Genomic DNA, 21,920 nt, shown 5'->3' with positions numbered 1-21,920 from the left:
AGAGGACCACAAAGGTGTGGGAATATTATCGGAAGACGTCGATGGTGTGAAGTGAAATCGTGTCGTCGGAGGTCGGATCGGGAGCATTCCTTCTTCGAGCTTGCATTACGAGGCAGATGTGTTCCGGGGTGGCTCAACGTTAAAGGTGTACGGCGCAGAATGGGCGTCGACTTGCGTCGAATAAAATAGGCTGCACAATCAGATCAGAGGGTAGCGAGCGTGCTGATAGCGGCAACGTCGATCGCTACCGGGATCAAGAATCGAGGTGCTAGATGCTCGAGTTTTTTCGAATCTTTTTTGGGATGTTTTTCTGGGCGCCTGCGGCGATCCTGGCGACGATGATTTTCAGCTCGCTCCAGGAGGGTGTGCGCATGAGCATCGAGGCCAGCCAGCAGATGCTCGCCCTCACGATCGTTGCGGCTGCAGCGGTGTGGCTCAAGCGACGCAATCATTGGGGCTGGACGCAGGCCGCGTTCGCTGTACTCAGCGTCGGGCTGCTGCGGCTGCTGTTTGCATTCAATGAATACAGCATGTACGGCGCGTTTGTCTGGGGTCTCGCCTTTATGGGCATGATCTACCAGCATCGCCGTCTGGAGCGCGTCACGGGCCAAGGCACGTACACGCCGCAGATGTCGTCCGCACAGGGGGCGGCGGCCCAGCCGGCGGCTCAGCAACCGGCGCAGGAGTACAGCTACGACCACCGCATCCAGCGAGCACGCTACACCTTTGCGGACATCGTCGGCATGGCCGACACGAAGAAGCGTCTGTACGCATCCGCGCAGGAGATTGTCGGCGGCCAGGCGGGTAACCGGAATGGCATGATGCTCTTTGGCGAGCCCGGCAACGGCAAGACGATGTTTGCCGAGGCTCTTGCGGGTGAACTGAACGTGCCGTTCTTTTCGATCGCCTACGGAGACACTGCCTCGAAGTTCGTGAACGAGACACCACAGAAGGTCAAGGCTGTGTTCGAACAGGCCAAGCGGGTGGGTGTCTGTGTCCTGTTTGTCGACGAGTATGACTCGTTCGTGAAGCCGCGCGATGGCGGCGCGCATCATATGGATCAGGACCTGACCAACGTGATGCTGACCGAGGTCGTCTCCTTGCGCGGCTCGCGCGTGGTCCTCGTCGCAGCCACGAACTTTCTTGAGCGGCTCGATAGCGCCGCGATCCGGGAAGGCCGTTTCGATTTCAAGATCGAGATCCCGCCGCCGGACGAAGAAGCGCGGGCAGCCATCCTTCGCAAGAGCATTGGAGAGGCACTCGGCTATGCCGCGGTCGACCCGGAAGCGCTTGCGAGCCTTGCACAGCGCTGGGAGGGATTCAGCGCAAGCCGTCTGACGGCACTCGGCGGACAGTTGAGCGACATGCGGCGCGATGGTGTGATCAGTGCCGGGAAGATGTCCTTCGACGTTGGAATGCAGGCCATGCGGTTGATGGTGGGCCGACGCGGCAAGCTGCCTGAGAACGTGAAGTCGATCGACGAGATCATCATGCCGGCGCAGTCGCGGGATGCGCTGCAGGATCTCGCCTACAAGATGAAGAACGTTCATCGACTGGAAAAGATCGGTGGCCGGATTCCGGCGGGACTCGTGTTCTACGGCCCTCCCGGGACGGGTAAAACGGGCGGCGCGATGGCGCTGGCCAAGGAGAGCGGCTTTGCGTTCCTGAAAACCACGGGTGCCGAAATCATGGCCAAGCCCGAATCGTGGGATGCCCTTGTGCGCGAAGCGAGAGATATCCGTCCGGCCATCGTTTTCATCGACGAGGCGGACGATATTTTGCGCGACCGGCAGTATTCGAACGTCGGGACGTTGACGAACAAGATCCTCACGACGCTCGACGGTGGCGGCGGACGGGTTCGGGACGTGGTGTATATCGCGGCGACGAACCATTTTGACCGGCTGGATCCCGCAGCGCTTCGCGGCGGGCGTTTCGCCGAGAAGATCCTGTTCGATGTACCGGGCGAAAAGGATATGGTTGGCTACCTGAACGCGCGACTGGTCGCGGTCGTGGCTGGAAAATTCGAGATCTTGCCGGGCACGGCAGACCGTCTGATCGAAGTCCTCGCCGGACGCTCGATTGCAGACGCGGACGAAGTGCTGCAAAAAGCGGTCGATAACGCCGCGCTGCGTGCGCTTCGCCACGACGTCGCGCAAATCGGCCCGGATGATGTGAGCGCGGCGGCGCGGGTCGTACTCGTGGCGACAACTTCCACGCAGCCCTAAGGCCGGTGCGGCTGTGAAGCCGCACCCCTTCCCTTTGGCTTTCCCTTCCGTGTTGCGTGCGGTGCGACGACCGCTCGCGCTGTCGACTGAAATTTCCCAGGATCTTGCCGAAAGAGATTCCTGTGCGCCAGAAAATGGGTGCCAGGCGAAACCAACAATCAGTTGGGTGCGCTTTCGGCAATTTGACAGAAACCTTGATGGAAAGTCAGCTGATGGACTTTACAGACCAGAACGACCAGGTGGAGAGCTCGCCATACGGCCTGCAGGACTCGCCCGGCCGATCCGATGCGGGCGACGCCAATGCGGATATTCCAACCGTGCGCGACCGGCTGAGTGCTGATGAGCTTCGGCATGCGGTCGAGATTTTGACGCGAAAAGCTATCGAGACTGACGAAGAACGCCTGACGCTGATTCGCGCAATCGGACTCAATACGCCGATCAACGTTCCAGCGATTGAAATGCTGTGCGGCGTCCTGGACGTGAAGCTGAGAACCGCAGACCACCGACGCCTTGCCTCCGCGCTCTATCCGTACGGCAACGCGCTGTCGCCCGAGAGCGCCGCTGCATTCCTCAAGCGGTCCACGCCGACCATGAAGACATGGACGGCGCAGGACGTAGTTGAACGATTGAAGGTGCATCGACGAAAGATCTGGTTGGTCAACGTGACCGAACTGTGTCGCCTGATGAACACCGAGACGAAGTGTGCCGATAATCAGGTCCTGGACGCCGCGCGGAACTCTGGCCTTCGCGCCAATCCATCACTGATGAAGGCGCTCGCGGAGCAGATGGGCATCAAGCTGCCGTTTCTCGCGCAGATTGATACTGCCGTGGAGTTGCTTCGTAGCAGGCGCGTCGATAACGGCCTTTCACCCCAACGCCTCGCCCAGATCAAACTCGAGTTGGCGGGTGCTGTCCCTCTCAAGGCTAGCATACGCAAAGCGGCCAACCGGCTTGGCATCCACCTGACGCATTCCGACCTCGCCCTTGCGGCGAAAACGCTTCGGGACGAGCTACCCAGTCGCCCCTACTCAATGAATGAAGAGACGTGGCGAAACCTTGATCTGATCAGTCGAAGGATGCCGGGCATGGACAAGCATCTTATCGTTGACCGCGCGATTATGTACATCATGCGGGCAATGGTTCAGCAAGGGCATGTCGGCCTCGACGAGGCGCTGGCGGCCGGCTATACCCGGGTGTTTATCAAGGAGCAGTTCGCGTTGCTACAAAAGCTGTCGCAGCCTGCTGACCTCCTGGGTGAAAAAATGAGGCAGCGCACGCGGAAGAGAGCAACGCGGAAGGTGGCCTCGGCGGCAGACTCGCCCGAAGAACGGAATAGCGGGACCACCAAGGAACCGTGACCTAGACGGTGCAGCCGACGGGGCAACGCCCCTGCCAGCTTGAAACGCAAGGGAGCAGAGAGTGCTGATCCTGCCGAGCGGGCAGGATCAGCGAGAGAGAGCCTGATGAGGGCCTCGAGACAAACCATCATTTCCTTGGGCGAGCGTGTCCGGAGCATTGGACCCCGACGCCACCTCTCAGCACTACGCCGCTTCGAGTTCCAGTTCTCCTTGCGATACAGCCTGAGGCACGTGAGCCTGATGCGCGGCGCTTTGGATGAGAAGGTGAACGGTAGCGACTTCTGTTCCTGACGACCTGAAGGCCCCTGCCGGCACATCCGTCTGCGTGACAGCGTAAGCCTTCAACCGCTCCCGGAAATCGACGTGCAAGCGGCGATTGCTATCCAGCCATGCACGGGACATCAGCACGGAGAGGACGCCGCCCGGCGCGAGAAACTTCAGCATCTTTTCGACATGTTGGATATCCGCATTACGACGAAACGGCGGATTGGCCAGAATGAGCGAGAACGTTCCCAGTTCCTGCGGCGAGACGGTGAGGAAATCCCGCTCGTGAACTTCGAAGCCGGCGTCACGCAGGATGGCCGCGTTTACCGAAAAATCCTCCACGCAGACTACCGTGGCCCCAAGGTCGCGAGCGACCCGCGCGAGCGCACCATCGCCCGCTTCGGGTTCGAGTACGACCACGCCTTCCAGAGGCCGCGGCGCGGGTAACAGGACCCTCCGGGTTGCCAGCGCATCAATACCGGCCGCCACGACTTTCCGGGCAAGCGCCTCAGGCGTGGCGAAAAATTGCGTCGATTGCTGCAAGTTGATGTTCTCGCCACCCTGCAGTCGGTCGAGCACATCAGCTGCGTCGATTCCCACGCTGAAATTGAAGCCGCCGGACTCATACGTGCCACCCGCGTTCTCGATCTTCCTTTTGATCGACGCATAGTGCTGCAGCATCGTTGTGGGCAAATAGATGCGACCCTCATCCGCGCTTAGCATTGACAGCTCTTCGTGCAACGAGCGCGTGGACGTTTTTACGCCTTTCTTCGCGAGCGCCGGTAACACCAGCGAGGGAAGTTGGGCGGCAACGCTTTCCACGAGCGCGGCGGTCAGATCTGCTGGCACTTGCGCATGACACTGCCACTGGCCGAGGATCGTCTGATAGCGGAAAAAGAGGCGGCCCTCCTCCGTCAGTTCGAGGAAATGCTGGCGAGGACCGTCCGTCGACCCGTAAATGCTGCGGGCATCGAGCACGCGACTGATTGCTGCCGTCTGCGGCAAGCGGACGAACGCATGCATCGAGTGCTGGCGCATCAGATCAACATCCAGTCCTGAAACCTCTTCGATGAGCCGCGCGGTGTTGCAGGGGAGTCGCAACCAGTAGCCTGGGGCGTTTGTGGTGATGGACGGTGTCGCCGCGAGAAATGCCTCGCGGACATCGTCGTCGCTCAGGCGCCATTCAGCCGGCGTATGGAAATCGTCGAATGGGGGGCGTGCGTTGTTTTCGTTCATGGGTTCTCCTTTGTGCCGGTAACCGGCGGTTGACAAAGGAGCGCTCGGACATGAGCTTTGGGGACCGTGAGGTCCACGAAGGTCACGTTCGGTGACGGGTGCGAGGTGTGAAGGAACCGGGCGCCCTTTCGGGATCCCGGTTCAGTGTTGCTGTTGATGTCAGTCGACGATCCGGACGTGGTTGCCAGCGACAGCCAGCTTCACGGTGTCGCCAACTGCCGGCTGGTGAGCCTGATCGACGTAGGCGAAGTAGAGGTCGCCGTTGGACAGCTTCACCGCTACTTCGACGCTTTCAGCCATCTCGCGAGCGGCCTCGACTGCGGGCGACGTCGTCGCCGGCGTTGCGAGGCGCAGACGCACGACAGTTCCGCGCACGCTCGGCGCGGACTGGGACACGGCAGGCGCGAACGACTGCGCGCTTGCGGCCTGCACCGCGGAGACAGCGAGGACTGCGGCGACGATTGCTGCGGGTGCGATTTTCAGCATTGCTTGCTCCAGTTTGCGAGGGGCAAACCAGAGCCCTTCGGGGTCGGTTGCCCCAATGGGAAAAGTTAATGGTTGCGGGTGTTGCCGGTACGCTGGAAGGTCACGTCCCGTCACACGATGAATCGGCTCGACAAGCTTGCAGTCGAAGGAATTACGGTTTGATGGTGAGTCCCTCATGCCCGAATGGGCGCTACAAGAGGGAAAGTCAGATGGTGGACTTTGGTGAAATCAGGCTCACCGAAGTGCACGGCAGAGAAGTGATTGGCGCAGACGGCCAGGGTGAGGCGACACGCATATTGCCGTTTGAACGGCAGGCCTTATTGTATGCGGCGCCGTCAGCGTAGACAAGACGCCGCCTTCCGCTTCGCGGAAAGACGGCGTTTGTCGTTACTTGCTGGTAGTTTCCAGTGGCGCGATTTCCCCGGCCATCAGCGCGCGCGGAACCCCGTCGATAGCGACGTAGGCCTGGAAGGCATCGTTCCACTGATACCGGGCGCCTTCATGCAACATCACGTCGAGTTCCCGCACGCGCGCGACAGCGCCTGCGATCGGTTCCGCAGTCATGTCGGGTGTGAACTCCGCCGCTTCCTTCAGATCCTCCGTATCAAAGCCGACTTCACGCCCATCAGGAAGGATCACATAGGTGAAGTCGATCTGCCCTTCATCCCCTGGCTTGCGTTCGACGTCGTTGGCTTCGCCCTCAGCCCGTAGCGGGTAGTAGACGAAGACGTCGCCCATCGGTGTGAGAACACCCGTCGCGCGATACTCGACAATCCCGAATGCATCGATCGCGACAACGACCACCGAGACGACGTCGGAACGCGCTGGCGATCGCGCCGCCGTCGGACTGGCGTCTGCCGCGTCGGCGTTGAGGGCTTCGACCAGTTCGTCCTGTACGTCGCCAACGCGCTTTGACAGGTAGTCGGGGTTGAAGACGGCATCATCCTGCACGGCACCGACGCCTTCCATCTGCGCGGCGAAGTTCTCCTTTGCGGCGTCGGCGTGCCGATTCACGGACGACAGCCTTCTGACGATTCCGTCCTCCGACGCACGGTTGCTCTTGACCAGAATTCTTGCGAGCAGCGCGCGCACGTGGGGGCCATGTTGCGTTTGTGTAATGCCGGTTCGGATCGGCCCACTCCTGTCTGTCGGGACGTCGTCCACTTCCGCGAGTTCAGCTTCGCCGTTGAGGCTAACTTCGCAGACGATCGTCTGACCGAGGATTTCGCCGAGATTGGCGTCACCGCAGTTGAGACACTCGCGCAATGCCTCGCGGGCCGCCGCTTCGCTAGGTGCCCGAAGCCGTATCGAGGCGTCGAGTTTCACGTCGAAGAGGAATTCGTGCACCTCGGAGGGTGCTGCTGCCGTTTGCTGGTTCATGTTGGTTCGCTCCGTGTTTTGCCTGGGAAGGCGTTAAGAAAGACGGAGGGCAACGCTAGAGTGAAGACAGCGAAAAGCCGCCTTCACTGCAGGATTGCTGGGTCGTCCACCTCTGCGCGCCGCCTGGGATCGGCGGCGCGCAGGGTTCGCTTTGCGTGGTTAATGTGCCTTGCGGCGGGGATCGATGTAGACGGGCTCGATGCGGTACCGTAGCGGCGTCTGGCGTCGTTCATACTGCGCGAAAAGGACTTCGCGCGGGATGTTCACGATGTTGTCGGCATTGAGCCGGTTCGTGTCCTGTATCCCGCTCAGCCGGGCTTCGGCCGTCGTGACCTTGCATCCCTTGTTCTCGAAGTACGCGATTCCAACGCGCCTCGCCTCGTCTGCATCAGCGGCACACACATACTTGTCGAGCCGGGAGGTGAAGCCGTTCGCGTGGACCTCTTCACTGAAGCGGACCGTAACGTAGAAGATCGGGTCGTGCGCGGGAGGCGACGATTGAGCTTCGACAACGGCGCGATGGTCGTGCGCAGGAATTGCCTGGTTCATGGGAATACTCCTCTTGCCTGTGAGGCGTTGAAAAGAGAGGAGCTGCGCCTGAGAGCGAGCTTCGCTAGCTGTGTGTGACGAGTTAGCGGAGCGCGCCATCGCGCGAGTGCGCTGGGCTTTTTTCAGTCGATTGACGCTGGGTTCGATCTCTGGGCGGCAAAAAGGCGCGGCAAGTGCCCGGTCCGCCACCTCGTGGTGGGGACCGGAGTTGCCAAAAGGATTACGCCGCTGCTTGCAGTGCTTCCGCAGCTTTGACGCGATCGCACAGATTTGCGTCACGCTCCGCTTTCAGAAACGCCTTCCACAATCGGTCCCGTTGCTGGTCGTCGGGAAATTTCCGCCGTGGGTAGGCTTTGTCGAACGCGGCGCTGAGACGGCTGATCCAGGCCATGTATTCGACGTTGTTCTTGATCGTCGTCGGATCCTGAACCGTGTCGAGCCATGCCTGATAGTTGGGGTTCCCCGCCCGGCCAGCTCGCAGTTCCGCCCTCGCGTGTGCCCGGGCAGCCTCGTGCTGTGCGGCCCTCAGTGCAGCCTCGGCATTTCCTGCAGCCTGATCGACGAAGCGCGAACGAAACCATGCCATCGCCCATTCGACTGCGTCGGGCCGGCCGTGTTCGGCGGCGACGATGCGTCGGGCGAACATCTCGTACCGGAATGCATCGGCTTCCACGGCACCCGACTTCAGATCGGCCAGCAATATCTCGCTCACTTCACGAGAGATGCCGTCGCTCGGGTCCGTATGCGCCGGCGCGCGATAGAGGATGGCGTCATCCCCCCCCGCTTCGTTGCAACGCGAGAACCCGTGACGGGTGTACCACGCGGCCAGATCTTCGTTGCTCAGCGCATAGCCGTTCAACGTATGACGCTCGGCAATATCGGGCTCGCTGAGCGCAGGGTCGTCGATGCCGTAGAGGAGACGATGTGCGACGAGCCTGATGCTGACCTGCTCTGCGTCTGCGCAGGCGAGCAGGAGCCTGAGCGCAGCTGTCGCGAGGCCGGCGCGTCGATATCGCTCGGACCACAGTTGCTCGAGCTGCACGCATTGCGGATCGCAGATGCTCAGCCAGACACTCACGACTTCAGGCAGCGCCACACGCATCGCCACCTGAAAATTCCCGACGAGCCGTTGGGCTGGCGTCGCTGCGGCCGCCTCATTGCTCTTGCTGTTCATGGTTGCTCCTTTTTGCCTGTTGAGGCGAATGAGAAGCAGTGAGCGCAGCTGCCGCTCGGATGAGGCGTCCGCCTCATCGAAGCGTCCGGTGCCGGACGTGCGGAAAGACCGCGCGCAGCGTACATCCGTGAGGGACGTACGCTGCGTGGATCGTGGTTACGGGTTCTCGACGACGGTAAAGTATCGGAGCTTCAGCTGCCGAAGGTCCTCTTGCAACAGGTTTCGCGCACGGTTGTGCTCGACCTTTTGCGCGAGTGTCTTCGTCGGGTCTTTCTTCCCGGCGTCTTCAGCGGCGATCGCGGTTTCGAGGCGCGCCACTTCAGCGGCGTACTGGTCGGCCGTCATGCGCGGTGTTGCGGGAGGCATCCGCTGCGGCACGGCGCGATACAGCGCTGCGTTCACTGCGGAGGCTACGGCGATCACGAACGCTTCGGGTGTGGCGCCTTTCGGGAACGAAGTCGACTGATCCATGTGGTCGGTCGACTTGCCGGCCCACTGGGGCCCCGACTGAACCCACAGAATTGCCGAGTATTGCGCATCATCGTGTGCCCGGTACGTCTGCACCCCTTTTTTCGTGGCGTACTGCGCGCGTGGCAGCATGACGCGGATTTCGACGGCGACCTGATCCGGATCACCAACGCCCGCGGTTGCCGCCGCATGGTTTGCAAAGCGCTTGCGGATGAAGAGGCTTACGCCGTACTCGGTTGCCTGGACTGGCCCATCGCCGAAATTCAGCCGGTTCGGACCTGCCCACCATTCGTGATCAGCAGGCAGTACGATCGCCGATTTCATCAGGGTATCCAGGCGACGGACGGTTTCCACGATCTGACGCCCCAGTTCTTCGCGGGTGGGCAAAGCCTTTTCGTGGCAGTTGTCCGGCGAGGCGAACATGGCCAGATTTGGCGATGCCTGATTCGACGACGCGTGCGGGAGAAGTGCAGCTGTGCTATTCATGAACGCTCCTTGATGCCGACTTGTCGGCGGTGAGAAAGGAGCAGGCACCGGGAGGGGGCACTTGGGTCAGCGACGCTGAGCGAAATGCCCTTGCGGAGGTTGAGACGTGGAGTCTGAAGGTTGTCTGTCGCCATCTTGCCAATGGCGCGGATCTATTGCCGATCTAACGGCGCGACCTGATTCTAGCGGTAGGCAGGGTTCGTGACAACCGTCGCCGTCAGTCATGTTGGGTTTTTAGCGGCTGACCCAAGCGCTGCGTCGATGCGGCCGCTCATCACATCCAGCGCCTTTGCTTCGTCGCCAGCGGTGGTCGGGCTCACAACCCACTTCCCGCCGATCACAATGGCAGGGACGGTGTTGACGTTCGTGTGGGCGAGCTCATCACGGCCAGCCTGAATCACTGCAGCAACGTCGGGCGAGCGGTAGAGCCGCCCAAACTCGGATGCGTCGACGCCCCGCTTCGTCACCCAGTCAGCGATCTTCTGATCGGTGTCCAGCGCGTGCGAGTCGTCGGCCAGCGCATCGTAAATGGCAGTGCGGAGCCGGTCCGCCTGTCCCATCCTGTCGAGCGAATAGAACAGCGCGGCGTGGCGGGTCAATACGTCGCCGTTCGCCACAGGGATGCGGCGCACATGAATCCGGCTGCCTTCCATCTCGATCCACGCCTGCAGTTTCGGGTCAAAGCTTTTGCAGTGCGGGCAGGCACTAAAATAAAGATCCAGGACCTCGACGGCACCGCCGCTTACCGTCGGCGCGCTGTCCTTTGCAGACTGGATGATTGCATAACCCTCAGGTGACGGGCCGTAGTGGTCATTGGCGAGCGAAACGCGGGACACGACCCACATCGCCCCGCAGGTAGCCAGCACAGCCGCGATGCTCAATTTGACGAGTGAATATTTACCGAGCAGCTTCATATACCTTGTATTCCAGTCTGATTCGCGGCAGCCATTTCGTACCGCGTTTTGCGAAGAGCCGTGACTGCTCTGCCCCGCTTAGCGTGACATGAACTCGCCGCGGGCCCGCGCGCTCAATGATCCAGTCCAACCCCGGCATGTCGGGCATCGGCGAGCCGAGCGTGATCTGCCCTTCCGGAAAAATCATCACATTCACGCCGGCGCGCAGATCCTTGACGACCCGACGGATGGCGAAGGGGGCGGTCGCATCGAGATCGAAGACGTCGCCGCAGCCGATAGCAACAAGAAAGGCCATGCCGCGGCGGGCGGCTTCCGAGCGCCGCGAGTAGTCGGTGTCCGACGCAAACGCGAGCGGCACCGGGGACGTGAGTGAAATGAGCGGCGCGTCGATCTTGCTTACGTGATGTCCCGTGACCAGCACCCCGCCCTCCTTCAGCATCGCGCCGACTTCCGCCGGGCAGTGCACCGACACGCGGAATATCGTCAGCGCGACCCGCGCGAACAGCCAGCGGAACATACGGATCGGAAGCGGCTTGCGACTGAGCGCCGGGTTCGCCGACGGTGTGCGTGCCGCTGTCGTTTGGGTTGGGATCGGTGTGCTCATGAAAGTGACTTTACTGATTTCGACGTTCGTGTGTTGCGCGAAAAGCGGCAGAAAATAAGCGTTTTTCCGGCAGCAAGGCCCACGCTTGAACCAGTAGACTTTCAGAATCCCGGCGCGCGCAGCCGCCGCCTGCCTTGCATTCCCGGAATGCAGGTGCATGCTGACGCTGAAGTGGCTTTCGGCATAAGGCCAGTGCCACCGGTCATAAGGGAGAAACATGCTCGAAAAGCTTTTGAGCCTGAAAAATCAGTACGAAGGGTGCGTCGGAAATCAGCGCAGCCAGGCGGCAGCGCTGGACGATCTCAAAGACACGCTTCTGGGGGCGTTTCCTGATCTCTATCGCGCGTTCGTTGAGACGATCGAGGAAAACCGGTTGCTTCGCGGGATGGCGGCCAATTCGCTCGTTGCACCCGCACCGAACGCGGCGCCCCTGATTTTCACCGGGTACCTCGCACAGAGCGAGTCTGAAGGGTTCGATTCGCTTCACGACTACGCGGCGTCGCAACAACTGGTTGTAGGTGACGAATTTACGATCACCGAGACCTATATGCGCGATGTGCATTACGCCATCCGCAACGGCCCAACGCAGCAGGATCCGCTCGCCCGTTTTAACTTTGACGCGTGCGCGCCGTGTGAGAACGCCGATCCAGCGGCGGAACAGCAGAACACCAGCACCTAGACGACTTTCATCATGAACGTATCGACTCTGATTTCCACGTCCCTGCTGCCCGGCGTGACTTTCGACCGCGTGGCGCGGGCCGTGACGCACACGCTCCGACAGGCAAGCCACCCTGAAGCGGAGGCGGTGGACGAATACCTGTGCTCGCACGAAGCAATGCAGCAGATCGACACCCGCAGTGTCGCCCTCCTCTCGCGATCGGCTGAGGACGGCGTTAGTCAGCATACAGATGCCGCAACAGGCGGCGCGCTAGGCGCGGAGTACAGAGAACACGTGCAGGCGTGGGTAGCAGAAATGATCGGAGCGCGCTTCCCCCTCGTGCGAGGGTTCGGCGCGGACCTCACTCTACAACTGAGAAAACCAGGGAGAAACAGTTGAGCCACCATTTCCATCTCGGCGACCAGATCGCCGGCGCGGTCGTAAGGGGCGTCGTATACAACGCAGAGCGGGTGCTGTTCAAGGGCATGGGGCTGCCCATGGTTCTCGCAATCGGCGCAGGCATCATCGCCGTCGTCTGGGTCATCACGCGGTCACGCCCCGGTCGACGTCGCTATTGAAAAAAGCGCCTGACGTGTGGCGCGGAACAGGCGCCGCACACATCCCCCTTCACTTCTTCGCAGTCGCCGTGTGGATTTCAGATGCAACCGTTTGTCGAAGGCACCCATTACAGCCTGTTAAGAATTCGAGCCGGCAACTATGTCGTGCGAAACGCCGCCGATGCGGACATTGGAATCGTGGCGGGATGGCGAAAGAAGTGGGCGGCCTTCGACACGGTCGGAACGCGGATTGGAGTTGATGCCACCCGATCGGGAGCTGCAACCCTCCTGTTGACTCATGTCATGCGCGCGGGGGATGCCGATGCCGCAGGGGCAGACACCCGAAGCCAGCCGTGAGCGACGCGCTAGAACAGTTGAGGCTGCAACGGGCTCAGATTCTTTTTCTTGACTGCCACCGCGCGCGTCCCGCCGTCGGGGCCGACAGCCTCGATCACGAAATATCCCTTGCGCGCGGAAGCCTTCACTCGCACAGTTTGACCCTTCGCAACGCAAATGCCGCCGCGCCCGGTGTATTGCACGAGGTGGCGAACTTCCGGAAACGATTCAGTTGATCGCATATGGCATGAGAGGTGGTGGCACCACTATGATATAGCGAACATCCCGAACTGAAGCGAACGTGTTGGTTATCTGCAATCCGAAGCTTTTCCGAAGAAAAACGATCCTATGCCGCAACTCGAACAAGCCCCCCGGTTAACGTTGATCGCAAAGCATGGCGAGGTGCGCAGGGATTTGCGCGTGTCTGAGGAGGCATCGGCGCGAGCGCAAAGTCTGTTAGGTTTGACCGGGCCGGGACTGCTCGGCATCGTCACAGATGGTACGGCGGTTGTTCTGCCCTATTGGGACCGATTGCACACGTATCACCTTTTCTTTCGGCCGGACCGTGAGCGCTTTTACGTCGCTGCTGCGGCATGCACCGACGAGAGTTGCGACAATGGGCATCCCCATATCCGCGCATTGCTCACGCTCGCGGAGTATGAGATCGACGGCGGCGAGGCGTCGACGATCTTCCTGCGCACTGCCGCGTCGCGCGCACTCGGCGATCCCGTTGCTTATCGAGAGTGGGACAGGAACACCTTTGGCGAAAAGGCTCGCCGCAATCCGATTCGCGTGATCACCTACTTCCGGATCGCGGAAGGTCAACTGGATTACGTCGTGTTTCGTAATCCGCCGCTGTGCCAGGACTACATCGACGAATATGGCCTCGAGAATGCATTCGGACATGTCCATTTTGCGCAGTGGTATCGACGGCATGCGGACAAGCATAACCTCGACGTCGAGCAGGTAGTGAGCCTGCAGATAGCTGAGGTCGACAAGGTAACGTTGCGCGTCGATGCGCCCGAAAGGGCCTGCCCTGACTGCGTCCGCGTGCGGCGGCGGCATGAAGAACAAGCAACTTTAGAATCGCAGGGCGTCTATCTTCCGGTCAGTGGCGGCGTCTTCGCACGGATCAAACGGTTCCTGCAACGCCGCAGACTGTGCGCTACCGGTGCCGCGGGCCTGGCGCGTTAGTCAGCCAGGGACATCGTCAGGTCGTCTTGCAATCAGTGTCCTGCAGTCGATCCGATGGACGACGCCCCGAAGATTCTTCGTGACAACGGGTGTGGCAGGGCCGGCAACGACGCAGGCAACGGCACCGCGGCGACACTTGCGGTCGCTGGCAAACTCTGAGGCCCGAACATACAGGGTCGCAGAACCGGGAAACTTCGGGTGGGGTGCCGTCAGCGAAACACGCCAATAGCTCACCAGCCAGTCACCTCGCCAGTGACTCATGCGGTTTTCATCGCCGCGCTCAACGCGCAGCCGCAAAGGCACGGCGAGGCGGTGCACCATACGGTGCCCGTTCTGGTCAGCAAGCACCTCGTAGGCGAGGATGCACATACCCTCGAAATCAGCGTGTTCGCGCGTCGCGCAGATGCGCGCGGCGACGCGGTCAATGTCCACCTTATGGAGGCTGTCGCAAATGAGCGTCATGATCGATTCCTTCAGTGCAAGACAAGATCACTCACTGCGGCTGGCACCATGCCGAGCGCACGGCGCAGGCGGCGCGCGACGGCACCAAAAGCGCCAGTCGCAATAGCGGCCTCCGGGCCCATGTCGCCGGGGTAGGTCCTGCCGTCACCACAGAACGATCGGGGGTGCAGGCCCAACTTTGCGTTGCGCGGCACCTCTGGATGCGGCTCGACGAGCTCGACTGAGTACTCCGGAATGACCAGATCCCGGCAAGCAAACGTCTCGAGCTTCGGGCGACGCGTTTCCAGCACGCGAACGAGCGCCGGTTGGGAAAGCCGCCGGTATTCGGCCCTGCCCCCAGAATAGATCTTCAGGCGCGTAACCTGGACCGTCTTGCCGACGGTCTGACGGTAGTCAGACAGGGCCCACTCAGTCAGCTGGGCGGCAGACAGGTGCACCGGCGCGGCGTGCTGCGCACCAGCGTGAGACGTCACATCGAAAAAGCCGATCGCCATAGCGACCTCCCTCGAGTAAAACGGGTAACAGAAGCAGAACAGTCAAGGCTCGCGCGAACACTTGAGTGAGCCGCGGCGGGCTCAGTCAAAAATTCAGCGGAAGGAGATGCGAACAGACGGCCTTGGCCGACTGTTCGCAGATTGCGGGTTTATTGATGGCGAAGGCGACGTCCACCGCCGATGACCGTCATTGCAGCCTGCAACGCTGCGTTGAAGGTGGCGTTAAAGACGGACAGCGCGCCGCGCGATACCAGATCGTTCGAGCGTGCGAAGACGTCACCGCGATGGACGTGACCGTCCGCGTGATAAGACTTCGCGTGGACACTCAGCGTTGCTGCGGCAGGGATTTCAGGGTGAGGTTCGACGAGTTCGACCGACCACGCCGGCGAGATCAGATCGCGACATGCGAAGTTCAGAACACGCTCACGCGCGGTCGGCATGACACGAACCTTTGCTTCTTTCGAGAGGGTGCGATAGTGAACCGTACCCGCTGTCTCGACCAGCACCCTGTGTGCGATCACCGTATCACCGAGATACGCGTTGTAATCAGCCAGAGCCCGGTTTTCGAGGGCAGCAGAAGACAGCTTGATAGACGACATGGCGTGCTCCGATTCAACTGTGGAGCACGAACCCTTTGGGCTGTGCCCACAAGGGTTGTCAATGCCGGGACACCGGCGGTTGGAAACCTGAATCGAAGTGCGACACACATGGCGCGCAAACGATGGGGCGATTCTTGCACACGGCCCCGAAAAAAGAAAGGGCTATTTGGCTTTTGGCAGCAGTCTCTCCCGGGCCGTTAGCGCACCTGACGCCAACACGCCAGCAATGCGACGGTTATAACGCTAACCCCCCCGTTTGGGCGGAAAGATTTTTGGGTACCCACAGCGCCGCTGTCGCGACCAGAAAGCCGATCAACGGGACAACGAACTTTCCTACTTCTTCACTCTGGATAGCCAGTTCATGTCAGACAGCGAACCCCAATACCGCGGTTGCCTCCAGTCCGGTAGCGAGTACAACCACTATTCTCTTCCACGTTTGTGCGGTTCTCGTCCTCGTGTCAGGAACGGTCTTCGCACGGAGGCTGTCCTTTCTGTCTGACAACCACGGCGACAGAGCCTTTCGAGTAGACGCAAGCAAAGAACGTCACCTCCTCTGGTGCTTGCTTGAGGAGTCTCGCTGTCGCGTCGCCAATATCGGCGGCATCTGCCAACCGGGCGGTCCTGTTGAGGGCGGCAGGATCGCCAACATCGACGTAATCGCGGGCTTCCCACTTTGCCGACCGGCCGCTTTGGGCGGCCCAACGGGAAATCGCCTGGTCCATGCTCATCTCCGATTCGAGCATGACATAGCGACCCCTGCCCTCAGCATGGGCGACATGCGAAGCTAGAAGCGAAGTAGTCAGCACAGATACTGCCAGCATCGTCTTCATTGGCGTTTTCGTCCTTTGGTTCATTGAATCGCTACTGGGACAGCGCTTCGTCGATCTTCTGTGCACGCAACACGAGATCCTGGGAGAGAGAATCCGCGCTCACGCCGGCCGGGCGCAAGCCGGTAATGGCAGCGATCTTTCGTGCATGGTACGTCATGCGGAAGTCGATGCACACCTTGACGTTGTCAGCGCTCAGCCCGTGTCCGTAACAGTCTGACTGCGTCCTGTTTTCGACCTGCAACGCCAGAAGATTCAGCTTCCACTCGCGATCGCTGGGGTCAGCTGCTGGTGCTGCCTTTGCCGGTACCTGCGCGGCGGCGCTTCCAGCGAGGCACAAGGCCAGTGCTCCGAGCGAGATGGCTATTTTCATCCTGATCCTCTACTCCCTTAGCCTGCTGATGTTGTGTGTCGGTTGACTGGTGCGTGCTTGTCGCGCGCGACAGGATCCTTGATCGGCGCTGGATCAGCAAAATTCAGCCGCGCCGCAAAGTATTTCTCCGATCGCTGCTCCCCAAAAAGAAAATGCCCACCGGCTCCCGAAATTCGGGAGCACGGTGGGCAGACGGTACGAGTTGATGGGTTTCGGATCAGTTCAGACGGACCAGCTGTCGCTTGGCCTCGGAGAGTTCTTTTGCGTAACGCTCACGGGCCAACGTGTTCGATGCGCTCTGGAGGCGAGCCTCCAGTCGCCGGACCGTATTTTGCAGTTCGGCCCGCTGTTTGTTCGCTTCGCGCTTCTCTTTCGACACGATTAGCCCCCCTCGCTGGAAGATTGCGCTCCAGCCTGATTTTCCCCGTCGGCAACGCCGGCGAGATATGCAGCTTCCAATGCTTCCTTGATCGCCCAGACTGCCGTGTCGTGGAAGTCGAGACTGTCAGAGTTTCGGGTTTCGAGCGTATTCACCCCAAGGACTCGTGCGGCGATCTCGGCGATCTTTTGCTCCGCTGCGACAGGAACGACATGGGGATGTCCGTTCTGCGCCGCCGCTTCGACCTGAGCAACAACGCGTTCGATGTTGTCGAGAGCGCTTCGGTGCATGCGACCCATCACGTCCAGCGTCGTCGAGAACGCTTGCTCTTGGGCCTCCAGCTGCCCGCTCATTCCATAGCGAGACTGTGCCTCCCAGCAACCCAGGTGGCTCGCGTGAACCTGATTCAGCGCTTGCAGAGACAGTTGGCCCAAATATGTGTCAAATATTCGGGCGTGCTGTTCGACGGACTTCTTACCGGTCTCCGGCATATTGGCCCGCGCGGTTTCTTGCTGATTCATGGACGTCTCTCCAAGTGAAGCCCGTTTGCGGGCGTTTGAGAAAAAGGAGACGCAGAACGCTCTGTTCAATGCTCGGTGAGCACTGAACGGAACGTACAAACAACTGATCCCTCGGCTTGCAGGCACACAACAGGCTCGAGTGGCCGCGACATGCGGAGAGAGCCCGCCTGCGCCTCATACGAGGCGCTGACGGGCGCTTTCAGGTTGATAGGGGATTATAGAAGCAGCTCGACGGGAATTTCGACCTCCTCTCCCAACCGGCTCGCGACGTAACAGCGCATCGCTGCTACGAGCGGACGGTCGTGACTTCCGCGCCAATAGCCATGGTACGAGTGCGTGCCCATTTCAGCGTGGATGTACAAACCATTTCTGTCACGAAGGTCGCGGCAAAACTGGATATTGATTCGCTCACGTCCGATGATCGGACCACCCTGCTCCCAGCGCTCCGAAAACCGGAAGCGTCCCGTGTGCGTTTGCTTCATACCCGCTTCGTAGACGACAGACTCGTTGCGCAACTGGTTGAAGAACGGTACTGAATCATTCCGTGGGTGCTCGCACTTCATCACCGCCCAGTCCAAAGCCGCGCCCAGCAGATCCCTGACTTTCATGGTCGTGGTCTCACCAGCGCAATCGGGCGGCACCATTCGAGACCCCACGTCGTCGTTGTTACGGGATGTTGCGGGATCGTCTGCGCTGACAGGTGAGAGTTCGCCGGCAAATGCCTCGGTCACGCTCTCGTTCGCAGTCAGACGGACGACCGTCTCATCGCTTTCAATCACGCCCGACTCGGACAGAATTTCGGCGATAACGCGATGACCAGAACAGACGCCGTCATCCGGATCAGTCCAGAAGACCTCGTCGCCCACCGAGAGCGTCGAGCGCCAGTCCTCGTGCCGTTCCTTTGCTTTCATCGTTGCGCCGAGCGCTGCGACCGCAGCACGCACCTCCGCGGCCGACCGCCACGCAATCAGATACTCCTTGCCAGGCTCCGCGCACCCGAGCTTAACGGTGTCGCCATTCACTGCAATCGGATCGGCGTAGAACCGCATCGTGTGGCCGTTGTAGCCATCCGGAAGGGTCACTACGATCCGGCTGTCCGGCAGTTTCCCGCCAGCCCGAGCGGCCTCTTCGTATCGCCGAATTTGCTGCATGTGCTGCAATCTGCTCTTCGGCACTGAATCGAACAGATGGCGCTCTGCAAACGTGGGGAACTGTCCACGGGCCGGGCCGTTGAGGAGGCGCACCTCAAACACGCGCTCGCCAGCAAGACGGGGCGTGGTGTTTGAGCGATCATCCGATACGTCGCGCGTGATTTCAACGGACACGTACCCGTCCTGGTCGTTGGCCCACGCGAACATCTTGCCCCGAACCTCGCGTACTGCGTGCTGCGGCTTCGCCCGATTCTGGCTGTTGACGAAGGCATCCTTAAGCCATTCGTCCGACGGGACATCGAGGTAACGACTCTTGCCTTCGGCATGAGGCGTCTGATCGGCGCCCGGCTGGCAGATGGCTGTTTCGTGCTGGAGCGGTTGGTCATTCTTGCTGTTCATTGATTTTCTCCTTCGCTACCCCGATGGGGTGATTGATAAAGGAGGGAGCGAGGCGCTCGGCATGCGCGATCGCATGCCCAACGTCCCGTCGATGGCCCACCAGCCTCCCGGGAGTGGCGAGGTGGTGGGCTGGTTTCGGGTTGGTGACCTACTCGCGCAGATCAGATTCCGACTTCAGGCGCCCGGTCACGGTCGAACGCGCCGGCCACTCTTCATGCCGTAGAACCCGCCGCTGCCGACGATCTCTGCCGCCGCGTGTGACAGCACGGACAGGTTCGGACCGCTCTGATACTGACAGTGGAAGGTGCCGAGCAGGCAAAACGACACCGGCTCGCTCGGACGCTCGAGATCTGCCCTGAGGTGAGTGCCCCTTGCTGGACCGGTGAAGCGGGAACCCGTCACTTCGATCCGATCGTAGACCCATGGAAAAATGCATCGCTGGTAGTCGTTCGCGAGTTCGACCGGGATCATGAGTGCACCCCGCTCTTCGACGCTTCGGTGGGCTCGGGCGCATTGCGTTTCGCAAATGACTGCTGAGACACTTTGAGCGACGTCCCTACGGGATAGCCCACGACGTCGATTCCTTCGTATCCGACACTGACGCAATCCACGGTCTCGCGTTCGATCGACTCGACCACGGCAAATTCGAACTCCGCCGCGGCGTGATCCTTGAGGAACGGACACGATTGAAGATCAACCTGATCACCGATGCGCAGCGTCTCGACTGCGACCTCGCGCGTGTTGCTGTTCATGGATTTCTCCTTCGTTACCCCGATTGGGTGATTGACAAGGAGAGAGCGAGACGCTCGGCATGACGGTTACGCCATGCCCAAAGTCCCGTAAAAGTCGCCCGGCGACCTCCACGAATGGAGATCGCCGGGCGCAAGTCGCAGGCAAACGCTGGGTCCAGCCGCTTTGTTTTCGACAGCGATGGATCCGCGCGGTAACCGCGCGAATCGCTACGCCAGTGCGCTGAAGAGGTCAGGCTCCTCAGGCCGAAGCGTGACCGACACACCTTGCTGGATACGCCGCAGATAGGCACTCATGTCTGTTGCCTTTGCGCGCAGTTCTTCGCCAAGGACCCGGGCTAGCTCAACCCAGCAGTGCTTCGCTGTTCCGTTCCCCAGGGCGGTGTGCGCATGCGAGTTCGAAACAAGCGAGTTGACGAGCTTCGGATCATGGCCTTTGAGCCTTGCGTGCTCCTCCGGCAACGGCAGTCGTGACTTCAGCGGATTTTCCGGATGCCTGAATCTGGCGTCCTCCACCCGCTGTTTCCAGCATCCGGCCGATATCGACGACGTGCTGTTGTCACTGTCGTCGACAACACGCATACGCCATCCATTTGCTGTCTTGTGCTCGGATGCCAGATGCGCACCTTTTTCATACTCAGCCGGGTCTACCAACTCCTCAGGCAGCCGGATATCGCCAACCGTGCGGGTCGACGGTCCGGACTTGCGCATCCCGGCGAAGCTGATGTCGATGCCTGCCGGATAGGCGAGGAGCGCCATGCGGACCCGCTTCTCGATATCACCGTAGTCATTGGAGTTCAATCCCGAGTAGTTCCCCTGCTCGTCAGAATCGCCTACCAGCACGGTCTGATAGCCCTGCTCGTGCAATACCCGACGGAGCATGGAAAAGGACACGGTATCAGCCCAGGCCAGCACGTTCTCAACGAGCACCAGCGGCGGGAACTCGAGCTGCTGGATTGCCATGACAGCGTTCAGCACCTGATGGCCAGCGACCGCATGCATTTCGGGGAGGTCACGGCTCTGGACATTGAGGCGGCTGGCCGCCTTACATGGGATACCCATGCAGATCATCGTGGTCCCCGGTACACGAATTCCTGAGGCGACGAAGTGTTCTATGCCACCGGCGAAGGATCGCGTTCTCTGAGTGCTGGCCGGATTGTCCGCGAGCAGACAGTCCACTCCATCTTCCCACGAGTCGTTTGCAAGAACGGTAGTGCTTTCGAACCCCGCCTCGGCAAAACCTTCGTGAAGCGCGGCGTCCAGCGTTCCCACACCGGCGTAAAGCGCGACGGTCTGGATCTCTCCGGACTGCACTGCGTCCAGCAGGCGCTGGATGCGGTCGCAGTTACGCGCAACGCTGGGCAGGTGCAGGAACACCACGCGGCCCGGCAGATAAAGTGCGAGGACACTTTCTTCACCGCCGAGGTTCTCGTGAACCTGCAATGACCGAAGATCGATGCGCCCGCCGATCTCTACGGTTCCGTCGCGCTTGACGAAGCGCTTCGGGGAAACAACGTGGTTGCCCGCATCGTCCTTGACGACCTCGATGATGCCCGGTGCGTAACGTGCGGTGAAACGTGCGCCAGCGGCCAATCCCGATGACTGCAGTTTGGTCGCATTCTCGACATTCAGGCGACTGCGAAGCACCTGGCCGCCAATGCTGTAGTTTTGAAGCGATACCACCGCGGCGTGCAGCGCCGAACGGATCAGGTTGTTCAGACGGTCGATATAACCGCGCCCGAGGCTCTGCACGTTGTGCAGTTCGCGAGCTTCATTGACTTGCGCGTTCATGTTTTTCTCCAGTGTTGCCCGAAACAGGGCGATGAAAAACTGGAGAGCAGGCAACTTCAGGAAAGCGCTCGAAAAGCGCTGGCCGGAAGGCGCCAGAGGTGGGCGTTTCGTTGCGTGCGATGACGCTGATGTGGTGACGCTTCATGCCGACCTAACGGCGTGCCCTATTCTAGCCATCTCTTTCACTGCCGGCAATCCTCGCGGCCGGGATTGACTCCCGCCAGATCCCCTTCCTGTTTGAACTGTCGTCTATCGGAAAAAAAAAGCCCGCGCCACTTGTGAAAGT

At 60.6% G+C, this 21,920-nt stretch carries 26 protein-coding genes; 7 read left to right on the top strand and 19 right to left on the bottom strand.

What is annotated here, in order from left to right:
* The first annotated feature begins 371 nt into the window (after window positions 1-371).
* Together G3O01_RS08965 and G3O01_RS08960 are read left to right on the top strand one after the other, a co-directional pair.
* The gene (locus G3O01_RS08965; RefSeq protein ID WP_241023812.1) at window positions 372-2,225 is read left to right on the top strand and encodes an AAA family ATPase; all 1,854 of its coding nucleotides are present in this window, start codon (window positions 372-374) and stop codon (window positions 2,223-2,225) included.
* Window positions 2,226-2,422: 197 nt separating this feature from the next.
* Window positions 2,423-3,583, top strand: coding sequence for a hypothetical protein (locus G3O01_RS08960; protein WP_205804186.1), 1,161 nt, complete (start codon window positions 2,423-2,425; stop codon window positions 3,581-3,583).
* 183 nt (window positions 3,584-3,766) lie between these two features.
* Here the strand turns inward: G3O01_RS08960 and G3O01_RS08955 are convergent, their stop codons facing one another.
* From G3O01_RS08955 to G3O01_RS08920, 8 genes are all read right to left on the bottom strand, one after another.
* Entirely contained in the window at window positions 3,767-5,083 is a 1,317-nt protein-coding gene (locus G3O01_RS08955; RefSeq protein ID WP_205804185.1) for a class I SAM-dependent methyltransferase, read from the bottom strand.
* A 159-nt stretch (window positions 5,084-5,242) separates the two neighbouring features.
* Window positions 5,243-5,569, bottom strand: coding sequence for a hypothetical protein (locus G3O01_RS08950; RefSeq protein WP_205804184.1), 327 nt, complete (start codon window positions 5,567-5,569; stop codon window positions 5,243-5,245).
* A 387-nt stretch (window positions 5,570-5,956) separates the two neighbouring features.
* A complete protein-coding gene (locus G3O01_RS08945) occupies window positions 5,957-6,949 on the bottom strand; it encodes a hypothetical protein (RefSeq protein ID WP_205804183.1) in 993 nt (330 codons plus the stop codon).
* A gap of 159 nt (window positions 6,950-7,108) precedes the next feature.
* On the bottom strand, window positions 7,109-7,498 hold the full coding sequence (locus G3O01_RS08940; protein ID WP_205804182.1) for a hypothetical protein: 390 nt from the start codon (window positions 7,496-7,498) through the stop codon (window positions 7,109-7,111).
* A gap of 220 nt (window positions 7,499-7,718) precedes the next feature.
* Complete coding sequence (locus G3O01_RS08935; protein WP_205804181.1) at window positions 7,719-8,594, bottom strand: hypothetical protein; 876 nt, start codon at window positions 8,592-8,594, stop codon at window positions 7,719-7,721.
* 234 nt (window positions 8,595-8,828) lie between these two features.
* On the bottom strand, window positions 8,829-9,563 hold the full coding sequence (locus G3O01_RS08930) for a hypothetical protein (protein ID WP_205804180.1): 735 nt from the start codon (window positions 9,561-9,563) through the stop codon (window positions 8,829-8,831).
* A 284-nt stretch (window positions 9,564-9,847) separates the two neighbouring features.
* Window positions 9,848-10,540, bottom strand: a complete 693-nt coding sequence (locus G3O01_RS08925) for a DsbA family protein (RefSeq protein ID WP_205804179.1) — start codon at window positions 10,538-10,540, stop codon at window positions 9,848-9,850.
* Window positions 10,524-11,363: a hypothetical protein gene (locus G3O01_RS08920; protein WP_205804178.1), complete on the bottom strand. Its 840-nt coding sequence runs from the start codon at window positions 11,361-11,363 to the stop codon at window positions 10,524-10,526. Before G3O01_RS08920 ends, G3O01_RS08925 begins: the two co-directional genes overlap by 17 nt.
* Here G3O01_RS08920 and G3O01_RS08915 point away from each other — a divergent pair.
* From G3O01_RS08915 to G3O01_RS08895, 5 genes are all read left to right on the top strand, one after another.
* The gene (locus tag G3O01_RS08915; protein ID WP_205804177.1) at window positions 11,362-11,823 is read left to right on the top strand and encodes a hypothetical protein; all 462 of its coding nucleotides are present in this window, start codon (window positions 11,362-11,364) and stop codon (window positions 11,821-11,823) included. The two genes, G3O01_RS08920 and G3O01_RS08915, sit on opposite strands and share 2 nt — an antisense overlap.
* 12 nt (window positions 11,824-11,835) lie before the next feature.
* Window positions 11,836-12,201, top strand: coding sequence for a hypothetical protein (locus G3O01_RS08910; RefSeq protein ID WP_205804176.1), 366 nt, complete (start codon window positions 11,836-11,838; stop codon window positions 12,199-12,201).
* Entirely contained in the window at window positions 12,198-12,380 is a 183-nt protein-coding gene (locus G3O01_RS08905; RefSeq protein ID WP_205804175.1) for a hypothetical protein, read from the top strand. The genes G3O01_RS08910 and G3O01_RS08905 overlap by 4 nt, the downstream gene beginning before the upstream one ends.
* Window positions 12,381-12,461: 81 nt before the next feature.
* Window positions 12,462-12,716: a hypothetical protein gene (locus G3O01_RS08900; RefSeq protein WP_205804174.1), complete on the top strand. Its 255-nt coding sequence runs from the start codon at window positions 12,462-12,464 to the stop codon at window positions 12,714-12,716.
* A gap of 327 nt (window positions 12,717-13,043) precedes the next feature.
* The gene (locus tag G3O01_RS08895; protein ID WP_205804173.1) at window positions 13,044-13,889 is read left to right on the top strand and encodes a hypothetical protein; all 846 of its coding nucleotides are present in this window, start codon (window positions 13,044-13,046) and stop codon (window positions 13,887-13,889) included.
* Here the strand turns inward: G3O01_RS08895 and G3O01_RS08890 are convergent, their stop codons facing one another.
* From G3O01_RS08890 to G3O01_RS08840, 11 genes are all read right to left on the bottom strand, one after another.
* The gene (locus tag G3O01_RS08890) at window positions 13,890-14,351 is read right to left on the bottom strand and encodes a hypothetical protein (RefSeq protein WP_205804172.1); all 462 of its coding nucleotides are present in this window, start codon (window positions 14,349-14,351) and stop codon (window positions 13,890-13,892) included.
* Between the two features lie 11 nt (window positions 14,352-14,362).
* The gene (locus G3O01_RS08885) at window positions 14,363-14,845 is read right to left on the bottom strand and encodes a hypothetical protein (RefSeq protein ID WP_205804171.1); all 483 of its coding nucleotides are present in this window, start codon (window positions 14,843-14,845) and stop codon (window positions 14,363-14,365) included.
* A gap of 149 nt (window positions 14,846-14,994) precedes the next feature.
* The gene (locus tag G3O01_RS08880) at window positions 14,995-15,444 is read right to left on the bottom strand and encodes a hypothetical protein (protein ID WP_205804170.1); all 450 of its coding nucleotides are present in this window, start codon (window positions 15,442-15,444) and stop codon (window positions 14,995-14,997) included.
* A gap of 458 nt (window positions 15,445-15,902) precedes the next feature.
* Window positions 15,903-16,274 carry a hypothetical protein gene (locus G3O01_RS08875; protein ID WP_205804169.1) on the bottom strand — a complete coding sequence of 124 codons (372 nt, stop codon included), beginning with the start codon at window positions 16,272-16,274 and terminating at the stop codon, window positions 15,903-15,905.
* A gap of 31 nt (window positions 16,275-16,305) precedes the next feature.
* A complete protein-coding gene (locus tag G3O01_RS08870) occupies window positions 16,306-16,644 on the bottom strand; it encodes a hypothetical protein (protein ID WP_205804168.1) in 339 nt (112 codons plus the stop codon).
* A gap of 217 nt (window positions 16,645-16,861) precedes the next feature.
* The gene (locus G3O01_RS08865) at window positions 16,862-17,023 is read right to left on the bottom strand and encodes a hypothetical protein (protein ID WP_205804167.1); all 162 of its coding nucleotides are present in this window, start codon (window positions 17,021-17,023) and stop codon (window positions 16,862-16,864) included.
* 2 nt (window positions 17,024-17,025) lie between these two features.
* Window positions 17,026-17,208 carry a hypothetical protein gene (locus G3O01_RS45730; protein WP_205804694.1) on the bottom strand — a complete coding sequence of 61 codons (183 nt, stop codon included), beginning with the start codon at window positions 17,206-17,208 and terminating at the stop codon, window positions 17,026-17,028.
* Window positions 17,209-17,759: 551 nt separating this feature from the next.
* Window positions 17,760-19,094, bottom strand: coding sequence for a phage protein NinX family protein (locus G3O01_RS08855; RefSeq protein WP_205804166.1), 1,335 nt, complete (start codon window positions 19,092-19,094; stop codon window positions 17,760-17,762).
* Window positions 19,095-19,280: 186 nt separating this feature from the next.
* On the bottom strand, window positions 19,281-19,565 hold the full coding sequence (locus G3O01_RS08850; RefSeq protein WP_205804165.1) for a hypothetical protein: 285 nt from the start codon (window positions 19,563-19,565) through the stop codon (window positions 19,281-19,283).
* The gene (locus G3O01_RS08845; protein WP_205804709.1) at window positions 19,562-19,846 is read right to left on the bottom strand and encodes a hypothetical protein; all 285 of its coding nucleotides are present in this window, start codon (window positions 19,844-19,846) and stop codon (window positions 19,562-19,564) included. The genes G3O01_RS08850 and G3O01_RS08845 overlap by 4 nt, the downstream gene beginning before the upstream one ends.
* A 207-nt stretch (window positions 19,847-20,053) precedes the next feature.
* On the bottom strand, window positions 20,054-21,634 hold the full coding sequence (locus tag G3O01_RS08840) for a DNA cytosine methyltransferase (RefSeq protein WP_205804164.1): 1,581 nt from the start codon (window positions 21,632-21,634) through the stop codon (window positions 20,054-20,056).
* Window positions 21,635-21,920: the final 286 nt, after the last annotated feature.

This window comes from Burkholderia sp. Ac-20365 (genome assembly GCF_017104715.1).
In the GTDB taxonomy this organism is placed as follows: domain Bacteria; phylum Pseudomonadota; class Gammaproteobacteria; order Burkholderiales; family Burkholderiaceae; genus Paraburkholderia.
Note: the sequence above shows the minus strand (reverse complement) of the source record. Positions and strands in the feature narration are given on the sequence as shown.